The sequence below is a fragment of the Stieleria marina genome, from assembly GCA_007741555.1.
Taxonomy (GTDB): domain Bacteria; phylum Planctomycetota; class Planctomycetia; order Pirellulales; family Pirellulaceae; genus K23-9.
Genome location: CP036526.1, coordinates 3435557 through 3457417, shown reverse-complemented (window position 1 = coordinate 3457417; position 21861 = coordinate 3435557). Strand labels below are relative to the sequence as shown.

Below are 21861 nucleotides of genomic sequence, written 5' to 3'. Positions count from 1 at the left end.
GAAAGCAGAACTCAGCTAATTATTGTCGTTAGAATTCTTCTCTGCCAGCAGTGTACGTAGCCAATGCAGCGCCGATTTGCCGATCCGCTGTTGCAAAATCGAAGGATGACCTCCCATCGAAATCGTGTGATTCAACGCCTGATCATTCGGTGTGACGACCGTAAAAACAACCTCGGCTGCCGGCAATGGAGTGTCACCGGCATGATCCAGTTCGGGATACCCCGACACTAGCAGCAACCAGTCGGCCTTAAAACGATTACGCAACATCCGCACCGATGCGTCCAAATCGACTCCTTCGGCCATTTCCACCAAATCCGCTTGATCGGCCAAAGACACCCCGCCTCGGTACGCCGACGTCCGTCCCAGCGACGCAAACCAATCTCCCAGCGGTGCCGCGTTCCCCAGCTCAACGATGACCAGACTCTCGTTTCGATCACGCAAGATGCGGTCGACGGCATGATACTGCTCGAAATGTTCGCCATCACCGAAATGAAGGTCGCCGACTCGCTGCAGAATTTCCGTTCGCGTCGCCGCGATCATTTCGTCCCCAGCAGTTCGATTTGCAGCCGTCGCACTGACCCGCAGCGAGATCGTAGCCGTGCTGACGGTGATCCCTACCCGCGGTTGGCGATCACGCGAGATCATATCGCCCAACCGCTGCTCCATGTCACTTTCACCGGTACCAAAGAACTTCATCACAGCGTGGGTAATCGTTTCGGACGATCCAGCCATTTGCAAAATTCGCGGCGCAACGGTTTCGTCAAACATTCGTTTCATTTCGGCCGGCACGCCAGGCAAAGCAAAGACGCGACTGTCGAAATTTCCCGGCCGCGAAAACGCAACATCGACGCCTGGGGCAGTGCCTTGAGGATTAAATATCTCTTGGCTACCGGCGGGGAACATCGCCTGCAACTGATTGCGCTGGGGCATCTCGCGATCGCGTTTTGCAAACATCGACTGGATGTGCTGCAGTGCCGATTCTCTCAGCTCCAGAGGCTGATCCACGGCTGCCGCGAGCGCTTCGCGAGTCAAATCGTCGCGAGTGGGTCCGAGACCGCCAGTCGCCACCACCACATCGGCTCGCGACGCTGCGGTACGAAAAACGTCAATGTTGTGGGCCAGCGTATCGCCAACCGTGGAATGAAAAATCACTTCCACACCCAAATCACCCAATCGCCGGCTCAGCCACTGAGCATTGGTATCCAGGCGAGCCCCGCTGGTCATTTCGTCACCAATCGAAACAACTTCGGCGGTCAGCTTTGTCGCAGTATCAGAGTTTGCTGTTTTCTTGTTTGTCATCAACACTTGCATCCAGTTTCGCGGTCGGTCGCTGGATTGTAAGCGTGACACTGCGGCGTGACACGGTGGGTTGTTTGCCGCCGCGTGCCGGTTGGGTTTTCTTATCCGGATCAGCCAATTTGGTCCCATTCGCCGATGCCGGCGGCGATCCCAGGATCAGCACGCGATTACTGTATCCCTGTTCGCGGCTGAAAAACATTTCCTGCGAAATGATTCGCGGCTTCTTTTTGTCCACCGGCTCGATTTCAAAAAACCACCACACATGCGCGCCTTCCTCTTTTCGTCCGACCCAATGATAAACCGACTTCTTGGCGTTCGGCTTTTCAGACTCCAACACGCTGCCTGGATCGATCCGGAACGTTTCGGAAAGGTAAGAGACCGCCCACGTCCGGGTGTTTTCCTTGCGAATGCCCGGACCTTGATTGCGTTTGACCCATTCTTCGTCCAACACACTCATTCGCAGCGCCACTTCGACGCGGCGCGTTTGGGCATTCCATTGCAGCTCCGACACGGTTTCGTGAACGGGGTGCAGCAAAGCCGTTAGAACAAATAGCAAGCACATTATTCGTCGGATTCCTTGTCGTCCTCATCGTCGTTTTTTGACTCAGCCTTGTCGCTCTTGTCCGACTCATCAGCGTCTTCGTCGTCCGCCTTGTCTTTCTTGGACTTGCTCTTTTTCTTCGCCTCCGCCTTTTGCATCGGGTTCTTTGTTTTGGCATCCTTGAAAAGCTTGAAACGGCTTGGCACCAATTTCGGTGGCCAGAAATTGTTTCCGTACTCGACGTCAGCCGTCTGCCTTCGCGGATCAAGCTCCAGTCGCACGATCTCCTTGTCGCTAACGAGTAGCTTGTCGACTTGCCGACTGTTGGATCGCCAAATCTGGGCTGGCAGCGTGATCATCTCCGTAGTGTTGTCGTTGTAATGGACACGGATGATGATCGGCATCACCAATCCACCATGGTTACGAAACTTGACAACGTAAAAATTGGTTTTGCGTCGCAGCAAACCTCTTTCGTCGCTGTCCAATCCGTCCAAGAATTTCTGAAATGCCTTGCGGTCGTCCTCTTCGGCTTTCAACGGATCGTACTCGGGGCTGTTGTAGAAATCCTTCAACCCGGGCTGCCAAGTAATCCGCTTGGGCAAATCAGCGTTCAGTTTCTTGCTAAGCGTCGGTTCCTTCTTGTCGCGTTCCTGACGCTTTCGTTCGGCCGATTCGTCTGGATCGCCGCTATCGATCTTGTACCATCGCAATTGATCGATGCCGATGTCGACGTGATCGGTACTGTAAAACCAACCGCGCCAGAACCAATCTAAATCCACGCCCGAGGCGTCTTCCATCGTGCGAAAGAAATCCGACGGTGTCGGACGCTTGAATTTCCAACGACGTGCGTACTCGGCAAACGCAAAGTCAAACAACTCGCGTCCAAGAATGGTTTCGCGCAGCACGTTCAATGCCGTGGCCGGTTTGCCGTACGCATTGTCGCCAAACTGCAGGATTTCTTCGCTGCCCGTCATGATGGGCCGCTGATTACCGCCACGCATGTAGGGAACAATTTTCTCAGGATCACCGCGACGTGACGGATAATCGTCTTCCCATTCTTGTTCTGCCAAGTACTGCAAAAACGTGTTCAGCCCCTCATCCATCCAGGTCCACTGGCGTTCGTCACTGTTGACAATCATCGGAAAAAAGTTGTGGCCGACTTCGTGAATCACTACCGAGATCAATCCGTACTTTGTTCCTTTGCTATACGTCCCGTCCTCCTCGGGTCGCGGCCCATTGAAACAAATCATGGGGTACTCCATCCCATAGACGGGACCATTAACACTGATCGCGACAGGGTACGGGTACGCAAACGAATAGCGGCCATAAATCTGCAGCGTATGGGCGATCGACTCGGTCGAGTACTTGCTCCACAGCGGTTCCGCTTCGTTGGGATAGTACGACATCGCCATCACCGTTTGTCCGTCGACATCGACGCCCACGGCATCCCAAATGAATTTGCGACTGGCAGCAAAGGCAAAGTCCCGAACATTCTTTGCTTCAAAGACCCACGTTTTCGTCTGGCGGCTTTTGTTCGATTCGTTCTCTTTGGCTTCTTCTGGCGTAATGACAAAGATCGCTTTCTCACTCTGCTTTGCCTGATTCAACCTCTCTGCCCACTCTGGCTTTAGCACTTCGTCGGCGTTACGAAGTTCGCCCGTAGCAGACACGACCATGTTTTTGGGTGCCGTGATGCTGACGGTGTAGTCACCGAATTCAAGAGTAAACTCTCCGCGCCCCAAAAACTGCTTGTGCTGCCAACCGGCGTAGTCCGTGTAGGCAGCGACACGGGGAAAGAACTGCGCTATCTCATAGATGTAGTTTTCGTCTTCCTTGAAATACTCGCTGCCGCTCCGCGCACGGATCAATTTGGCATCGACAATGTTGAATTCGTAATCGATCGCAAATTGAGTCGACTCACCGGGAGGCAACGCGGACTTCAGATCGACTCGCATCATCGTTTTGACAATGGTGTGGTCCATCGCCGTCCCGTTGGCATCGCTGACGCTTTTGATCTTGTAACCGCCATCAAACGATTCGCGTGCCAAAATCGATTTCATCGTGTTGAACGGCACACGCGAGTTAAACGAAGGCGCGGTCCGCGTGGTCGCAGAATCCGAATCGCTGCGGAAGATGTTTTGATCCAACTGGACCCAGATGTATCGCAACGTATGCGGCGACTGGTTGCGGTAGGTGATCCGCGAAGTCCCCGAGAGTCGCTGATTTTGATCATCTAGCGTCACATCGATTTGGTAGTCGGCACGCTGCTGCCAGTAGCGAGGACCGGGCGCCCCCGATGCCAAACGAGATTCGGTGGGAGTCGGCAACCACGATTCGATCTGAAAAAAGCGATCGGTCGAATCGGAATGTTTGCCGTTGGACAGTAATTGTGCCGAAGCAGGCAGGGCTGCTAGGACAGTCAAAACCAGGGTTAGAAAGTAGCGATTCACGGGTGGGATTCTTGATGAGGAAAGCGAGCCAATAGCGTGAGCCAGCATCGCAGTTTAGTCTGCTATTACGACAAGTGTGTGACTGGCCCAGTTTGTGGTAGAACAAGCCAGTGAACTTTTTTCAAGGACGTCGAGCTGTGACGAATATAGGCCCCCCAGAATTAACTGTCGGCTATTGCACGAACGTGCACGCCGGAGTTGATTTTCCATCGATCTGCGACAATTTGGATCGATTTGCCGTTTCAGTGCGAAACAACCTGATCGACCGCGGCACTTACGGTGCGTCTGACGACCTCGGCGTAGGACTGTGGATTCCAGAAACCGCGTCTCGAGATCTGACGCAGAGCAGCAATCTGCAAGACTTCGCGGCGTTCCTAAATGAAAGACGCTTAAGTGCGTTTACGATCAACGGGTTTCCGTTCGACAATTTTCATCAGGACGTTGTCAAACACCAAGTCTATTTACCCACTTGGTGCGATTCCGAACGCCTGGAATACACCAAGCGACTCGCCGACATTCTGACGGTGATCATGCCAGGCGAAGATCAGGCAAACCAACCCCCCTCCAACGCTCCGGTCGGATCGATCAGCACGGTCCCAATTGGTTGGCCCAACAATCCCAAGGGCTCCAGCGAAAACGCCAACGGCCCCAAGCTGATCGACGGCGCTGGTGCAAACTTTCGATCCATGGCCGACTATCTGGCCGACATCGAATCACGGACCGGCAAGCGGATTGTCGTCGCGATCGAACCAGAACCCGGCTGCGTCTTGGACACCACGGACGACGTTTTGGCTTTCTTTGAAAGCCAGCTACCCGAACCAAGTCACCGTCGATACATCACCGTGTGTCACGACGTTTGCCACAGCGCGGTGATGATGGAACCGCAAGCCGAAGTGATCGGACGATTGGCCCGAGCGGAAATCGGTATCGGCAAAGTCCAAGTCAGCAGCGCGATTGTTGTCGACTGGGAATCCATGGCCAACGCCCGACGCATCGAAGCGATCGATCAGTTGTCCGATTTTGCAGAAGACCGCTATCTGCATCAAACGGGACGGCGAGACAGTACCGGTGCATTTTCGTTGGCCGAAGATTTGCCCGCACTGATCCAGTCGGTCAAGGAAAACCGAGCCGACGGTCAATCGATCGTGGATGACCTGAACTGGGTTGTTCATTTTCATGTCCCGGTTTTCTTGGAACGCTTCGGGCACTTGAGCACCAGTCACCAAGATGTATTGGAGGTGCTGCGAACCTTGTTGAACAAAAATTCGTCCATCGATTTCACAGGGCACTTAGAAGTCGAAACGTATGCCTGGACGGTGCTGCCCGAATCAATGCGTAAACGTGGACTTGCTGACGACATTGCCGATGAGATCGATTGGCTGCGAAAAGCAATCGTGATGGCTGGCTAAAGGAACTACGATGATCGAATTAGGTGTCAACATTGACCATGTCGCAACGGTGCGACAAGCACGCCGGACGTACGAACCCGACCCGGTCGTTGCAGCTGCGCTGGCCGAACAAGGCGGCGCCGACGGCATCACATTTCACTTACGCGAAGACCGCCGCCATATCCAAGATCGTGACGTGGATGTGTTAATGCAAACGGTCACCGTGAAAACAAATTTCGAACTCGCATGCGCCGACGACGTGGTCGCGATCGCTTGCCACGCAAAACCCGACTGGGGTCTGCTTGTCCCCGAAAGCCGCGAAGAAGTCACCACCGAGGGCGGCTTGGATGTGATCAACGACAAGGGACGCATTGCCAAAGCGATCGCCCGGCTCAAAGACGCGGGTATTCTGACCAGCCTATTCATTGATCCCGAACCGGCCCAAGTCGAAGCAGCCGCCAAGCTGGGTGTCGACGCAGTCGAACTTCATACCGGCCCCTACGCGTTGGCAAAACACGACGCACGCCAAGTCGAACTTTCGCGATTAGTTGCCTGCGGCCAAGCAACCCAGTCGGCCAACATGCGACTGCACGCTGGCCATGGATTGAACTACACCAACGTTCGCGATGTCGCAATGATTCCCGCAATGGTGGAACTTAACATCGGTCACTCCATCGTCAGTCGCGCTGTCATGGTCGGCATGCGTGAAGCGGTGGCAGAAATGCGACGTATTTTGGATTTGGTCGCTTAGCACGATCCTACAACCCAATTGGCTCGCAACCAGATCTACGCGCCGGTCTGCACGACCGGCTGGGTGTGTCGATCGCTGCACAACACAACCAGCAAGTTGGACACCAGCGTGGCGCGTTGATCGTCATTGAGTTCCACAATGTTGTCCCGTTTGAGATGATCCAGAGCCATGTCAACCATTCCAACGGCACCATCGACGATGCGAGTCCGAGCTGCGACGACCGCGCCAGCCTGCTGTCGCTGCAACATCGCGGCGGCGATCTCGGGGGCGTAAGCCAAGTGACTGATGCGAGCTTCCAACACTTGCACGCCCGCTTTCTCCAACCGTTCGTGGATGTCGTCGCGAAGCTTGTCGCAAATTGATTCGGTGCTTCCACGCAGTGATTCTTCATGGTCGTCACTATCGTACGGATAACGCGTGGCCAGGCTACGCAAAGCGGCCTCGCTTTGAACTTCCACAAAATTCTCGAAGTCATCAACTTCAAAGAGTGCCTCGGCCGTATCAATCACCTTCCACACCACCACCGCCGAAATCTCGATCGGATTACCATCGCGATCGTTCACTTTGGAAGGCCGACTGTTGCTGCGTGATTTTTGCTGCGTCACAACACCTTGCGCGTTGCGTTGTTCGGGAGTCGTGGACGATCCTGTTTCAAAGTTACGAACTCGAAGGCTGACTTTCTTCTTCGAGTAAAATGGATTGACCCAGAAGAAACCGGACTCCTTGATCGTTCCGCGATACTCTCCGAAAAGCAGCAAGACGCGAGACTGGTTGGGCTGAACTGCCATCATCCCGCACAATCCAATGATTCCTGTCAGAATCGAAGCGATGCCAAAGAGAATCAGCAGCACCGCAAAGCCCCCAATTACCGCGCCGGTGATAATCAACAAGATCCCTGCCAAGAGGCACCCCAAAGCGACCAGGAGTGGTCCCCAGCCCGACTGTGCTGGAACGATCGTCTCCACTGCCGTGGATGATGGATGCGGTGACATAACGGTTTCTCTTTCGGCAAAGGAATTGAAACGCGATCAACAGAATCGATCGCCTAATCAATACGGCTCAAGCGGGCGACACACGGGGCGCATAAAAGTCAACAACCTAAGTAAACGTGTTGATGTGTTTTCCGACACACGGCTTCAATAAACGGGCTCCAACGCGCCGCAGCTAGCGCACAGTTGTTCTCATCGCTGTCCTTGTCACGATGCCGCGCCGACTATTCACCCACTTCCTGCTCAACCACGTGCGGCAGCAGTGATACCGACCCACGACGCGCTGTATGATTCGCAATTGAATGACTAACGACTGGGGCTTGGCCAAAACGAATGCATAACGGAGAACCGACTTGGACACCCTGATCGAGATGCTGGAAGTCAACGCGGCCGCAAATTCCGATCGGCGCGCGTTTACGTTCTTGAGTGAAAGCGGCGAAGAGTCGGTGATGACATACCACCACTTGCACTCCGCAGCCGTGCGAATCGCCACTGAACTGTCATCATTCGCTCAGCCAGGCGATCGAGCGTTGTTGGTCTATCCAACCGGGCTAGATTTTGTCGCCGCGTTCTTCGGCTGCATCTACGCTGGCGTATTGCCGGTGCCCGCAACCTATCCGCGTCCCCGGCGACCGATGCCTCGGCTGTCGTCGATTGCCAATGATTGCCACCCTTCGGTCGTACTGACGACCAATGCTTCGCTGCAACTGTTGGACGTAAAATCAGTCGCGCCCGAACTGGCAAAATTACGGTGGCTAGCCACCGATAAATTAGAAGAATCAAGCAAGACTTGGTTGCGGCCAGCTACTAAGGCTGACGATCTTGCATTCTTGCAGTACACCTCCGGTTCGACCAGTCAGCCCAAGGGGGTCATGGTTTCACATCGGAATTTGATCCACAACATCGCGATGATTCGGCATGGAAACGACGTGGGCGAAATCACGAACCGAACGGGCGCGTTCTGGTTGCCTGCGTATCATGACATGGGATTGATTTGCGGCATTTTGGGCGTCGTCTCCGAAGGCGGGCACAGCGTGCTGATGTCGCCAACGTCATTTTTGCAGCGGCCGATTCGCTGGTTGCAAATGATTTCCAAATATCGCGCCGCTGTTAGCGGTGCCCCAAACTTTGCCTACGATTACTGCGTGCGAAAAACGACTCCGCGCGATCGCGAAGGCTTGGATCTGAGTTGCTGGAAGGTTGCGTTTTGCTCGGGCGAACCTGTTCGCAGCGAAACCTTGACGCAGTTTGGCGATGCATTTGCTCCCGCCCATTTCGATGCCAGTGCATTCTATCCCTGTTACGGATTGGCCGAAGCGACTTTGATGGCAGCTGGCAACGTTGGCCCATCGATTCCAACTCCCAAGCATGTTTCGCGCAACGCCCTGGTCGAACATCGCGTCGAAGAAATCGCGGAGTCCCAAGCATCGCAATCCTTGGTCGACTGCGGCCAGGCTTTACTGGGGCAAGAGATCGTTGTCGTTGATCCCGAGTCACATACCGCACTGGCGGATAATTGCGTCGGAGAAATCTGGATTCAAGGCGAAAGTGTCGCGAAAGGCTACTGGCGGCGGCCTGAAGACACCGCCGAGATTTTTCAGGCAACGACGGCGGACGGTCGCGGGCCGTTCTTGCGTACGGGTGACCTGGGTTTCTTGACTGACGGTCGCCTGTTTGTCACCGGCCGCATCAAAGACGTGGTCATCATCCGCGGCCAGAATCATTACCCGCAAGATATCGAAGCGACGGTGGAGAATTCTCACGAAGCGTTGATGTTTGGCGCGGGAGCTGCGTTCGCCGTCGATTCTGCTTTTGGCGAACGTCTTGTTGTCGTCAATGAGATTGATCGGCATCACAAAAACGCAGATCTGGACGAAGTCATTGCATGCGTGCGAACATCGGTGACGCAGGCCCATGACTTGAAAGTCGGAGCAGTCGTGTTGATTCGACAAGCTAGTTTGCCACGAACCACCAGCGGCAAACAGCAACGCAATCTTTGTCGACAAATGTTCGAGAGCGGTGACCTAAAATCCGTCCAGCAGTGGCTGTTACCTATCGCGTCTGAAAACGCTCCCCAAACTGTATCCCAGAACACACCCGGCGGCGTAACCGACAGCAGCGAGGCACAAGACACGGCCGACGTGAACGCAACGACACCATCGGCCATCGAAACCGACCGGGAGCGACCGGCCAAAACGCTTCGGCGTCCGCCGCCTTTGCCAAATCGAGCCGGAAAATCCATGGATGAAGGCGACGTGCAGCGATTTGCCGATCAAATCCAGGCCTGGTTGATCGATTGGCTTGTCGCACGCGGAGGCGTCAGCCCAAGCGATTCCCTACGCAATCGTCCGTTCGCTGACTTTGGCATCGATTCACTTGCCGCAGTGGAACTGACTCAGGAGTTAGAAGACTGGCTTGGTGTACAAATCTCTGCCGTCATTGCGTGGAGATACCCGACCCCCGAAACGCTTTCACAGTTTCTAGCGCAAGAAGTCTGCGGGGGAGAGCGAACCGTGGAAGCAACGGCGGTACCACGGCGAAGAACGATTGACAATTTCAGTCGCATTTTGGCAGAAGTCCAAGCGACGAGCGACGAAGACGCCACGCGACAGCTGCGACGGTGATCTTGATCACCGCTGTTTCAGTCGACTTTCCACGCATCTTCACTCTTAAACAGCGCACGCACCGCCGATGCGAAGTTTATTCGATTCGTTTTCGGCATCCGATGTTCATGCGCATTCCGAACGTAACATCGCTGGTACGATAACGCTGAGCTGATAGACAACACTGATATGCACTATTCGATTGATGCTGCTGACTTATGATTGACCTCGCTAGGCAAGTCGCCGACCTCACTCCTGCCCAGCGTGAACTGCTCGCCAAGCGACTTTCCGAACAGCCCGAAGCGGCCGAACCGATTGCGATCGTGGGGATGGGATGTCGATTCGCCGGAGCGAACGACTTGGAACAGTTTTGGCAAATCATTCGCGACGGAGTGGATGCCACCGGCGAGATCCCCAAATCGCGCTGGGACGCCGACCAGTATTACGACGAAGACTTTGACGCACCCGGAAAAATGGCGACACGCTGGGGCGGATTCGTCGATCGCGTCGATGAATTTGATCCACAGTTCTTCGGCATCACACCTCGCGAAGCCCTGGGAATCGACCCACAGCAACGATTGTTGTTGGAAGTCGCTTGGGAGTCGCTCGAAAACGCGGGCATCTCGCCCGAACGCATGCGCGGCAGTTCGACGGGCGTTTTCATTGGGATCGGCGGCACCGACTATGCCAAAGTCGCCGCCCAGTCACACGACTACATCAACCTGATTGACGCTCACGTTGGCACCGGCAACGCGCTCAGTATCGCGGCAAATCGCATTTCGTACTTGTTCGATTTCCACGGCCCCAGTTTGGCCGTCGACACCGCTTGTTCGTCCGCTTTGGTCGGTGTTCACATGGCCGTCCAGGCGCTGCGAAACTGGGAGTGTGATCATGCACTGGCTGGCGGCGTGAATTTGATTTTATCGCCCGAAGTCACGATCGCGTTCTCCAAAGCCCGCATGCTGTCGGCCGATGGAAAATGCCGTCCCTTTGACGCAGATGCCAATGGTTACGTTCGCGGCGAAGGCTGCGGAATGCTAGTTCTAAAACGACTTACCGACGCGGTGCGCGACGGCGACCAAGTCCTTTCGGTGATTCGCGGAACCGCTGTCAATCAGGACGGTCGTACTTCCGGGATCACGGCTCCTAATAGTCGATACCAACAAGCCGTCATCCGAACCGCTTTGGCCGAAGCAGGCTTAACGCCCGACGATGTCGGTTACATCGAAGCACACGGGACAGCGACTCCGCTGGGTGACCCGATTGAACTGCAATCCCTGGGCGAAATTTTTGCTCGCAACAACGACAGCGACACCACCTGTTACTTCAGCAGCGTCAAGGCCAATATCGGACACACCGAAACGGTTTCGGGAGTCGCCGGTATCATCAAAACGGTGCTGATGTTGCAAAATAATATGTTGCCGCCCCAGGTTCATTTGAAAAATCTAAACGAACATATCTCACTGGCAGGGACGCGGCTTTCGGTTGTTACCGAAGCAACGCAGTGGCCCGCGGAAGTTCCCCAAATCGCTGGAGTCAGCTCGTTTGGTTTTGGCGGAACCAATTCTCACATCGTGCTACAAGGCGTTGAAGGCCACCAGTCCGTAACAACCGGTGCTGCCGACGATCGCTCCGATCGACCGCTGCATCTCCTGCCTCTGTCAGCACGCAGCGAAACAGCGTTGGCAGAGCTAGCACAACGTTATCGCGTCTGGATCGAAAACGCATCCGATGATGCATTGGCAGACATCTGTCATAGCGCTGCGATCGGACGAACGCATTTTAGCAATCGCGTTGCACTGACGACTTCGTCAAAAGATCAGCTGATAAAACAGTTGACACGGCTAGCCAATTCCGAATCAGCAACCGGAATGAAGCAATCCGTTGTCAAAGCGGCCCAGCGACTTCAGATCGCTTTCTTGTTTACGGGACAGGGATCGCAGTTTGTCGGAATGGGGCAAAGTCTTTATCAGTCGCATCCCACGTTCCGTCGAACGATGCAGCGCTGCGACGAAATCCTTCAGGCTCAATTGGGAGAATCGTTGCTGTCGGTAATCTATGGCGATGACGACGATGTTCGCATTCACGAAACTCGGTACACACAGCCCGCCTTATTTGCGATCGAGTATTCGCTTGCAATGATGTGGCGTGCTTGCGGAGTGACGCCCGATTTGGTGATGGGCCATAGCGTAGGCGAATACGCGGCAGCCTGTATCGCGGGCGTCATGACGCTAGAAGACGCGCTCTGGTTGATTTCACAACGTGCCCGCTTGATGAATCAGCTGCCACCGGGTGGTTCGATGGCCGTGATTTTCGCGGATCGTAATCGAGTCGAAAGTGCAATCGGGCGACAGTCGAACAAGGTATCGATCGCCGCCGCCAATGGCCCCGAAAACACTGTCATTTCCGGCGATTGCGACGCTGTCGCCGATATTGTTACGTCGCTCGAATCGGCCGGCGTCAAGGCGACGCAGTTGGAAGTGTCGCATGCGTTTCATTCGCCACTGATGGAACCCATGCTGGACGAATTTGAACGCCTCGCCGGCCAGATCGAATATCGCGCGCCGCAATGTCCGATCGTTTCCAACTTGACTGGCCGGTTGGCCGAAGACAGTACTTTTGACGCTCGCTATTGGCGTGATCATGTCCGTCAGACGGTGCAGTTCCAAAACGCCGTTGACACTTTGGTCGTTCACGACAGCGACGCCGTCGTTGAAATGGGCCCGACGCCGGCATTGCTAGGCATGGCCCGACGCTGTGTGCCAAAATTCGACACGCAGTGGGTGCCAAGTTTACGGAAAGGCCAATGCGATTGGAAAACGTACCTGGACGCTGTTTCCAGCTTGTATCTGACCGGTGCTGATATCAACTGGCAAGGCTTTGATCGCGATTGGGCTCGCCGCAAAGTTTCCTTGCCGACCTACCCTTTCCAACGCTCGCGACATTGGTTGAAAACCAACGATGGCTCCGGTGCAGTCCACGTCACCGGCGGTGTAAAAGTTCATCCTTTGCTGGGACGTCGAATTGAATCAGCGTTGGACATGACGCAATTTGAAGTGCGTTTGAACAGCCTTTCGCCGCGTTACTTGGCAGATCACGTCGTGCAGGGATCGGCGATCTTGCCCGCTGCCGCTTACATCGAACAGGGCCTCGCCGCGGCCAGACAAGTCTTTGGTGCTGGCCATCACCGCATCGAAAACCTGTCGATCCAACAAGCCATGTTCTTGATGGACGACTCCAGTCGAACGGTCCAAATCATTGTTTCGCCAGAGATGAATGGGCAGTGCACATTCCAAGTCTACAGCGTTCCAAGCGACACGACGCCCGCGACAACTCCCAATGCATCCGACTCTCGCAATTCCTGGACGCTTCACGCGTGGGGTCAACTCTGTCGGGCAGTGACGTCCAATGGAGCGTTGCCGGCACCCGTTTCGACGCAAGTATTCTCGAAAGCGGAACCATCGATCGCGGCGGAAGAATTTTATCGGGCGATGTCGTCGCGTGGCTTGGAATACGGCCGCGACTTTCAAGTCGTACGTGAACTCAAACGCATCGACGAAACGTCGGTGGCAACGCTGGAAACATCCGAGCGCGTTGCCGGAAAGTGCGACGAGTACTTCCTGCACCCAACCTTGGTCGACGGTTGCCTTCAAGCGATTGCGGGCGTGCTATCGCCGGATGCTGCCACACTGAGTTCGCACACTTATCTTCCCACTTCGCTGGGCTCGATTACAACGTTTGGCGATTCTACAGCCGCGATGAAGGGGCAACTATTTGCGATCGTGAAACGTGTTGGCGACGAATCCGATGATCCGGCTCCACAAACCTTGGAAACGGACATCCAGCTCGCCGATTCGCACGGAAACGTGATCGCTCTGCTCGAAGGCGTCTGCGTCCAGCGCCTTGGCCGTCCAGGAGAAGTCGCAACCCAACCGCAGGATTGGTTGTACCAAGTCGATTGGCAATCCACTGCCTTGCCGGAAATGGATTCGCAACCTGCCGATCAGATGCAAGGAAACTGGATCCTGCTGGCCGACCGCGGCGGAGTAGCCGATGAACTGGCAGACCTGATCAAACAGCGAGGCGGACGTTGCATTTTGGTGGAGCCGTCGGATGATTTTGATCACGATAGCCAGACAGGTTGTTTCCGAATCGATCCGATCGTTGGCGAACACTACCGGCGACTTTTTGACGAATGTCTAGGCGACAAACTCGAGTGCCGCGGAGTCATCCAACTTTGGACGACCGACGCGAAAGATCCTGCGGACGACAGTGAATGGACCGAAGCACATTCACGCTGCTGCGATGAAACCTTGCAACTCATTCAGCAATTGGCGCGATTCCACGGTGCCCGTCCGCCGCAGCTTTGGACTGTGACGGGGAACGCCCAGCACGTGCCAAAATCACAACGACACCACTGCGTCGCCCAATCATCGCTGTGGGGGATGATTCGTGTCGCAATGAACGAACACCCCGAACTAGATTGCCGGTTGATTGACATAGATACAAGCAACAGCACTGCCGCCGTAGCTTCGTATCTGATCAACGAAATCGCCAACAAATCATCCGAAAACCAAATCGCCTATCGCGACGACAATCGATTTGTCGCTCGGCTTCGGGCAGCATCACAGTGCGTTGCATCGGGCGATTCCAAACAGTCGCTTCCCGAATCCGGCCCCTACCGAGTTCGTTTGGGTGACGCCGGAAGCATCGATGGATTGCGTTTCGAATCGTTTCATCGTGTCGAACCGGAACCAGGTCAAGTCGAGATCCGCGTCGGTGCGACGGGATTGAATTTCAGCGATGTGCTCAAAGCGATGGGGTTGTACCCCGGCATCAAGGACAAAGTCGTGCCGCTGGGCATCGAGTGCGCCGGAGTGGTGTCAGCGATCGGTGACGGCGTGACGCGATTCAAAATTGGCGACGCGGTGATGGGAGTCGCTCCCCATAGCTTTGCCACCCACGCGCGGACGGCCGAGTATGCGATCGTTCACAAACCGGACACCATGGATGATGTCGACGCGGCGACGGTTCCGATCACCTTTTTGACCGCCTACTACGCGCTGCTGCGCCTGGCGCATCTGTCACGAGGCGAAAAGGTCCTGATTCACGCGGGCGCTGGCGGCGTGGGTTTGGCTGCTATTCAAATTTCGCAGCATGTCGGTGCGGAAGTTTTCGCGACAGCCGGCAGTGACGAAAAACGCGACTACCTACGGTCACTTGGCGTTCGGCACGTGTCCAATTCCCGCACCTTGGACTTTGGCGAAGAAATCCTGTCGCTGACCAATCGGCGCGGCGTTGATGTCGTTTTGAATTCTCTGCCCGGCGATGCGATCACCGAAAGCTTGCGAGTACTGGCGTCCTACGGTCGCTTCTTGGAGATCGGCAAGACTGACATTTACCAGAATCGTATGATCGGGTTAGCTCCCTTCCAAGACAATCTATCCTATCACGCGATCGACCTGGATCGCATGCTACGTCAGCGTCCTGATTTTATGCAGGATATGTTTCAAGATCTGGTCAAACACTTCGCCGACGGGGATTTCCAGCCGATCGCGAGCACGGTGTTTCCGATCAACGAAGTCGTTGGATCGTTTCGCTACATGGCACAACGCCGTAATATCGGCAAAGTCGTTGTGGAAATCGGCGGCGACGACCGCGATGAAAACAAAGCGTCGGAAGCGACCACCGATACGATTGCCGGGACTCGGCTGATCACGGGCGGTTTGGGCGCGTTGGGAATGCAAGTCGCGCAGTGGGTTGCAAGAACAGACCATCATCCGCACATCGCACTGCTTTCACGACGCCCACCGTCGCCGAAAGTGAAAAAGCAAATCGAACAACTCGAAGCAGGTGGCGCCAACGTCGTCGTCTTGCAGGGCAGCGTGACGGACAAGCAATCGCTCAACGAAGCGATCGCAGATATCCCCCGTCAGTTCCCACCAATCACCGGCGTGGTCCACGCAGCAGGAGTGCTGGACGATGGCCTGATGCTTGAAATGAATCACCAACGGTTGCAATCAGTGATGGCGCCAAAAGTCCAAGGAGCCTGGAATCTGCACTGGGTGACCAAGGACCTGCCGGTGGAGTACTTCGTCATGTTTTCGTCCATCGCGGGAGTGCTTGGGTCACCGGGGCAAGCCAATTATGCGGCGGGAAATGCATTCTTGGATGGACTTGCCGCCCACCGACGGTCGATGAATTTGCCTGCTTTGTCAGTTAACTGGGGCCCCTGGGCCGATGCAGGAATGGCGGCCGACGCGGTGTTGGTCAAGCAAATGGCCCAACGCGGCATGGGAACCTTGCCCAGCGACGATTGCTTCGAACTGCTGGAGCGTTTGATTGCCCAATCCAAAATCGTGCCGCCAGGCGAAAGCGACGATCAAGTGTCTCAGATCGCAGTCATCGACGCACGTTGGGCGGCGATGAAGAAGCAGTTCCATTCGGGAATTCCCGCGCTGTTGACTGAAGTCGTACCCGCGGACGATTCAACGAACGAAACCAAATCCGTGGACGATGCGTTTCGACGAGAATTGAAAGCGATGGAATTGCAACCGCGCGTTGCCCGACTGCAGCACTACTTGACCGGCGAACTCGCTGCGATCATGGGACTGGAGGTCGACGAACTAGAGATCCATCGACCACTGAGCGAGATGGGGTTGGATTCGCTAATGGCGATCGAACTGAAGAACAATATGGAGACGCGACTGGCGATCACTGTGCCGATGGCTCGTTTCATGGACGGTCCCAGCATCGTCACGCTGTGCGAAGTCGCAGCGGAATTGGTCAGTGACGAGCAGTCCTTGTCATCAACACAATCGTCGACAGCAGTACCGGCATCGGGCGACAAATCGGTTCGTCCCGACACCGCCGATGGCAGCCGCCATCCTCTGACGCATGGCCAGCAAGCACTCTGGTTTATCCAGCAATTGGCGCCGGAGAGTTCCGCGTACCACGTCAGTGATGCGATGCGAGTGAATGGCGATTTCAGCATGGATCACGTGCGCACGGCCCTTCAAAGTCTGGTCGATCGTCACGCTGCGTTTCGGACCACGTTTCATCAAGACGACGGTACGCCATTTCAAGTCGTGCACTCAGCGATCGATGCTCCGTTAGAAACAGTAGATGCGACCGACTGGAGCGAAAGCGAAACTCAGCGCCGCGCGGTGGCAGCAGCCAACGAGCCATTTGACTTAGAAAGCGGACCATTGATTCGGTTAGTCGTGTACCGACAGTCAGACGAACGCCATCTGCTTGTTTGGGTCGTTCATCACATCGTCGCTGACCTGCTTTCGTTGGTGACCAGCACGATTGAACTGAAACAACTCTATGCCGCTGCACTTGTCGGGCAGCCGCTGGACCTGCCACGTCCCAAGATTGAATTTGTGGACTTCGCAAACGACGAACGCGACATGCTTTCTAGCGACAGAGGAGAGCAGCATCTGCAGTATTGGCAAGAACAACTCGGCGGCGAACTGCCTGTCTTGGAGATCGCTACGGATCGACCGCGCCCGCCCGTCCAAACGTTTGAAGGCGCACTGCTGTACCATTCGCTCAGCAGCGACCTGACCGAAAAACTGCTTGCGTTTGGTCAACGGCATCAGGCAACCCTGAACATGGTTCTGCTTGCTGGCTACGAATTGTTGATGTCGCGCTACAGCGGGCAAGACGACATTCTGGTGGGAATGCCAGCGTCGGGCCGGACGCGTAGCGATGTGGCTTCCGTCGTCGGCTACTTCGTCAATCCAGTGGTGGTTCGCGCGGACTTATCCGACAATCCGACGGTAGCAAGTTTTCTGAATCAAATTCGCGGCAAGATGATCGGAGCTCTTGAGCACCAAACGTATCCATTTCCGTTGCTGGTCGAAAAACTTGCTCCTGAACGAGAGGCGTCGCGTTCGCCAGTTTTCCAAACGATGTTCGCGATGTGGCGGTTTCACAAAGCCAGCCAACAGGGGTTTGCGCCGTTTATGGCCGGAGAACGCGACGTGTCACTGGAGGCATTCGGCATCCAATTTGAACCAGCTGGACTGGAACAAAAGAACTCCATGTTCGATCTGTCACTCACCGCGTCCGATGCGGACGAAACCGGTGTCACGCTGGCGATGCAGTACAACGTCAATTTGTTCGACGCCGAAACGGTGCAACAAATGCTACTGCACTACGAAAATCTGATGACCGCGATGGTCCAAGACGACGATGCTCGCGTCGCCGATCTGTCGATGCTCAGCAAGCACCAACAGAATCTAGTTCTGAAATGGGGCGACGGCGGTCCAGCAGCTTCCATGAACGTCTGCTTACACGAACTTTTTGAAACCCAGGTTGCCAAAGCCAGCTCTGCGATAGCCGTTATTGCCGGCGATACGACGCTGACTTATGGCGAACTGAATGAGCAAGCCAATCAGCTTGCGTCCTACTTGCGATCGATGGGCGTTCAGCGCGAATCAACCGTCGGCATTTCGCTTTCACGCGGATCCAAAATGATCGTCGCTATTTTGGCGGTGCTCAAAGCCGGTGGTACCTACGTCCCGATCGACGCCGATTTGCCTGCCAATCGCAAACAACTGATCGCCAAGGACGCTGACCTGTGCTGCGTCCTGCTTGACCAACAAACAGCTTGCGATGACTGGGCATCCATCAAGACAGAAGTCGTACATGTCGCGGCAGATGCCGCCAAAATCACATCACACGCGAAAGCGAATTTGACGCCGATCGCAGATGCTTCGACACTTGCCTACTTGATCTACACCTCTGGATCGACCGGAGCACCTAAGGCCGTCCAGGTTGAGCACCGCTCGGTAGCCAACTACGTCCAAGTCGCCGCCCGTCAGTTTGGTTTGACCAGCGACGATCGCGTGCTTCAGTTTGCGTCCATCAGCTTTGATCACAGCGTCGAAGAAATCTTCCCGACGCTGTCATCTGGGGCGGCGATCGTCGTTCGCGACGAATCAATCAGTCTTTTGACCGAAGACTTTTTGCAGTCCTGCGATCAACGTGGCGTGACGGTGTTTGATTTACCGACGGCGTTTTGGCGACAGTTGACCCACGAAGTCGCTGCGGGAAATTTGCAAATCCCCAAACGCATCCGACTGCTTGTCACTGGCGGCGAACGGGCAACCGCTGGACAGGTTGCCGCTTGGCGAAAGCTGACGGGCGATCAAGTTCGATTCATCAATAATTATGGTCCCACCGAAACGTCGGTCGTCGCGACTGCTTGGGAAGCAAACGGCCAAATTGACGGCGACTCGGAAATCCCGATCGGCAAGCCTATCCCGGGAGCCACAGCCCGAGTCTTGGATCAACATGGAAAACTGGTACCTGTCGGCGTTGCGGGCGAACTGCATGTGGGCGGAATCGGCGTGGCTCGCGGCTATTTGAACCAGCCCGAGTTGAACAATCGCCTGTTCACGCCGAGCGAATGGGGGGATGGAGATCGGCTGTACCGAACGGGTGATCTGGTGCGTTGGCGTGCCGACGAAAACTTGGAATTCCTGGGCCGCGTCGATCAACAAATCAAAGTTCGTGGTTTCCGTGTCGAACTCGGCGAGATCGAATCCGCGCTAAGCGAATTAGACGGCGTCAAGGATGCCGTCGTGATGGCGACGACTGACAAAAGCGGGCTCTCGAATCTGCGTGCCTACGTCGTGCCCACCACTCAGAGTGTTTCCGCAGCAATCCTGACCGAAGCACTACTCGGGACGCTGCCGGAGTACATGATCCCGTCGACGTTTAGCCTGCTGGACGAGTTTCCTCGGAACAAGAGTGACAAAGTCGACCGTGCAGCGCTGGCCAAAATCTCGCCACAGGAACACGCTGCGCAGAGTGATTACGTCGCCCCGCGCAGCCCGGTCGAAATGCAGATGGCGGGAATATGGATCGACACCTTGGAAACTGAAGTCGTGGGTGTTCGCGACAACTTTTTTGACCTCGGCGGACACTCACTTTTAGCAGTGCAACTGATCAGCCGCGTCAATCGTCACTTCGGCGTCAACTTGCCTCTTTCGTCACTATTGCGTGACGCGACGATTGAGCGAATGGCTGTCTTGGTGAAACAATACGAAGCCGATCAAGAGTGGTCGCCGATCGTCCCCATTCGCCCTGAGGGCAGTTTGCCACCTGTCTTTTGTGTTCACCCGGCCGGCGGAAACGTCCTGTGTTATTACGAATTCGCCCACGCTCTGGGCGATGACCGACCCGTTTTTGCATTGCAATCCTACGGAGTCGACGCGGGCCAAGTGCCGCCTTCATCAATGGCTGCCATGGTCGACCAGTACATCCAAGCCATCCGAAAGCAGCAGCCGATGGGCCCCTACCATTTGGCTGGCTGGTCTTCGGGAGGCGTGGTGGCTTACGAAATCGCGAGAATCTTGCAAGAGCAGGGCGACCAAGTCGACGGGGTGCATCTGATCGACTCGCGCGTCATGTCAGCGATCGACTTGATCGACCCCGACGACGAAAGCAAAATCCTTTCGACACTCGGCGAAACACTCGAACGGTTCTACGGCATCAAGATCGACGTCAGCTACGAGGAATTGCAATCGCTTCCGAGCGAACAACGATTGGAATTGATGATGCAGCGATCTTCCATTGCTGGACAATCACTGCTGGAATTTGACATCGACTACTTGCGGAGATTTGTCTCGGTCGCTCGTGCGAATTTGCGTGCGATGCGTGACTACATTCCCCCTCGCAGTCAACTGGCGGTTCGCCTCTACCGCGCCGCTGAAAAGCTGGGTGAACAAGACGACGATCTTCGCGACGATCTAGGCTGGCGTCAGATCGTTGGCGAAAACTTGTTGGTCACCGAATCGGCCGGTGATCACATCAGCATGATGACCGGCGACAACGTCACCGAGTTAGCCAATTTGATTTCCCAAACGCTTGCTGAAAAGGACGCGGATGTCAAGAACGCCGCGTCATACCAAACGGCAGAACTGCGGCCTTTTTACGAAGATGTGCAAGCTCACTACGATCGCTCGAATGCGTTTTACGAACTATTTCTCGACCGAACGATGACGTACAGCTGCGGCTATTTCAAAGAAGATGACGCCACGTTGGAAGAAGCACAGTTAGCTAAGATTGATCTGTCGCTCGGTAAATGCCGGTTGAAACCGGGCATGCGACTGCTAGACGTTGGCTGTGGCTGGGGCGCGACGGCTCTGCGTGCTGTCGACACTTTGGACGTCAAAGCGACGGGCCTGACTCTTAGCAAGAATCAGCACGCATACGCGTCGGCCCTGGGCGCTAACCGCGACCAAGTTGATTTTCGCCTGAACGGCTGGGAAGAGTTCAATGAGCCGGTCGACCGGATTGTCAGTATCGGAGCGCTCGAGCATTTCCGAATGGAACGCTACGCCGCCTTTTTCGGGCGCTGCCGCGAATTGCTTCCCGACGACGGCTGGATGATGATCCACTCGATCATTCGCGGCAGTCATGAGAGCTTGCAGCCAGGACAGTCCCCCGTCGAACCAGGTTTGGTCGAGTATGCGAAGATGCTGGGCACGGAAATTTTTCCTGGCGGCCAACTACCGCCGCGAGAAGTTGTTGTGCATCGTGCCGAAGAAGCCGGCTTTGTCGTGCACCACATCGAATCGCTGCGTTCGCATTACGCGCGGACTTTGGACAAATGGGCCGAATCACTGCAATCGCATCGTGACGAAGCCATCGAACTGACCTCGTTGGCCAACTACGAACTTTACGTTCGCTACCTGACCAGTTCGGCTCACTATTTTAGAACTGGCCACTTGGACCTGCTTCAGTTTACGTTTCGCGTGCAGTAACCTTATTCTTCCCTGTAAAAAGACTCTCGCTGCAGCTATCGGCAGTGAACTGGTACCTCG

The 21861-nt window shown here is 55.3% G+C and carries 8 protein-coding genes; 4 read left to right on the top strand and 4 right to left on the bottom strand.

Annotated features, from left to right (window positions below; genetic code table 11):
* Positions 1-15: 15 nt before the first annotated feature.
* From K239x_RS12040 to K239x_RS12030, 3 genes are read right to left on the bottom strand one after another with little or no spacing between them, the layout of a single operon-like run.
* Positions 16-1299 (bottom strand): competence/damage-inducible protein A, encoded by a 1284-nt coding sequence (locus K239x_RS12040; RefSeq protein WP_145418240.1) that lies wholly within the window; start codon positions 1297-1299, stop codon positions 16-18.
* Entirely contained in the window at positions 1271-1861 is a 591-nt protein-coding gene (locus K239x_RS12035; RefSeq protein WP_145418238.1) for a DUF6702 family protein, read from the bottom strand. The genes K239x_RS12040 and K239x_RS12035 overlap by 29 nt, the downstream gene beginning before the upstream one ends.
* Positions 1861-4290 (bottom strand): M1 family metallopeptidase, encoded by a 2430-nt coding sequence (locus K239x_RS12030; protein WP_419189965.1) that lies wholly within the window; start codon positions 4288-4290, stop codon positions 1861-1863. The genes K239x_RS12035 and K239x_RS12030 overlap by 1 nt, the downstream gene beginning before the upstream one ends.
* A gap of 137 nt (positions 4291-4427) precedes the next feature.
* Between K239x_RS12030 and eboE the strand changes: the two genes are divergently transcribed.
* Positions 4428-5699: a metabolite traffic protein EboE gene (gene eboE / locus K239x_RS12025; protein ID WP_419189964.1), complete on the top strand. Its 1272-nt coding sequence runs from the start codon at positions 4428-4430 to the stop codon at positions 5697-5699.
* A gap of 10 nt (positions 5700-5709) precedes the next feature.
* Positions 5710-6429, top strand: a complete 720-nt coding sequence (locus K239x_RS12020; RefSeq protein WP_145418236.1) for a pyridoxine 5'-phosphate synthase — start codon at positions 5710-5712, stop codon at positions 6427-6429.
* 35 nt (positions 6430-6464) lie between these two features.
* Here K239x_RS12020 and K239x_RS12015 read toward each other — a convergent pair whose 3' ends face one another.
* Positions 6465-7421 (bottom strand): SPFH domain-containing protein, encoded by a 957-nt coding sequence (locus K239x_RS12015; protein WP_145418234.1) that lies wholly within the window; start codon positions 7419-7421, stop codon positions 6465-6467.
* A gap of 350 nt (positions 7422-7771) precedes the next feature.
* Between K239x_RS12015 and K239x_RS12010 the strand changes: the two genes are divergently transcribed.
* A complete protein-coding gene (locus K239x_RS12010) occupies positions 7772-10042 on the top strand; it encodes an AMP-binding protein (protein WP_145418232.1) in 2271 nt (756 codons plus the stop codon).
* A gap of 197 nt (positions 10043-10239) precedes the next feature.
* Positions 10240-21801: a non-ribosomal peptide synthetase/type I polyketide synthase gene (locus K239x_RS12005; protein WP_145418230.1), complete on the top strand. Its 11562-nt coding sequence runs from the start codon at positions 10240-10242 to the stop codon at positions 21799-21801.
* Positions 21802-21861 lie beyond the last annotated feature (60 nt).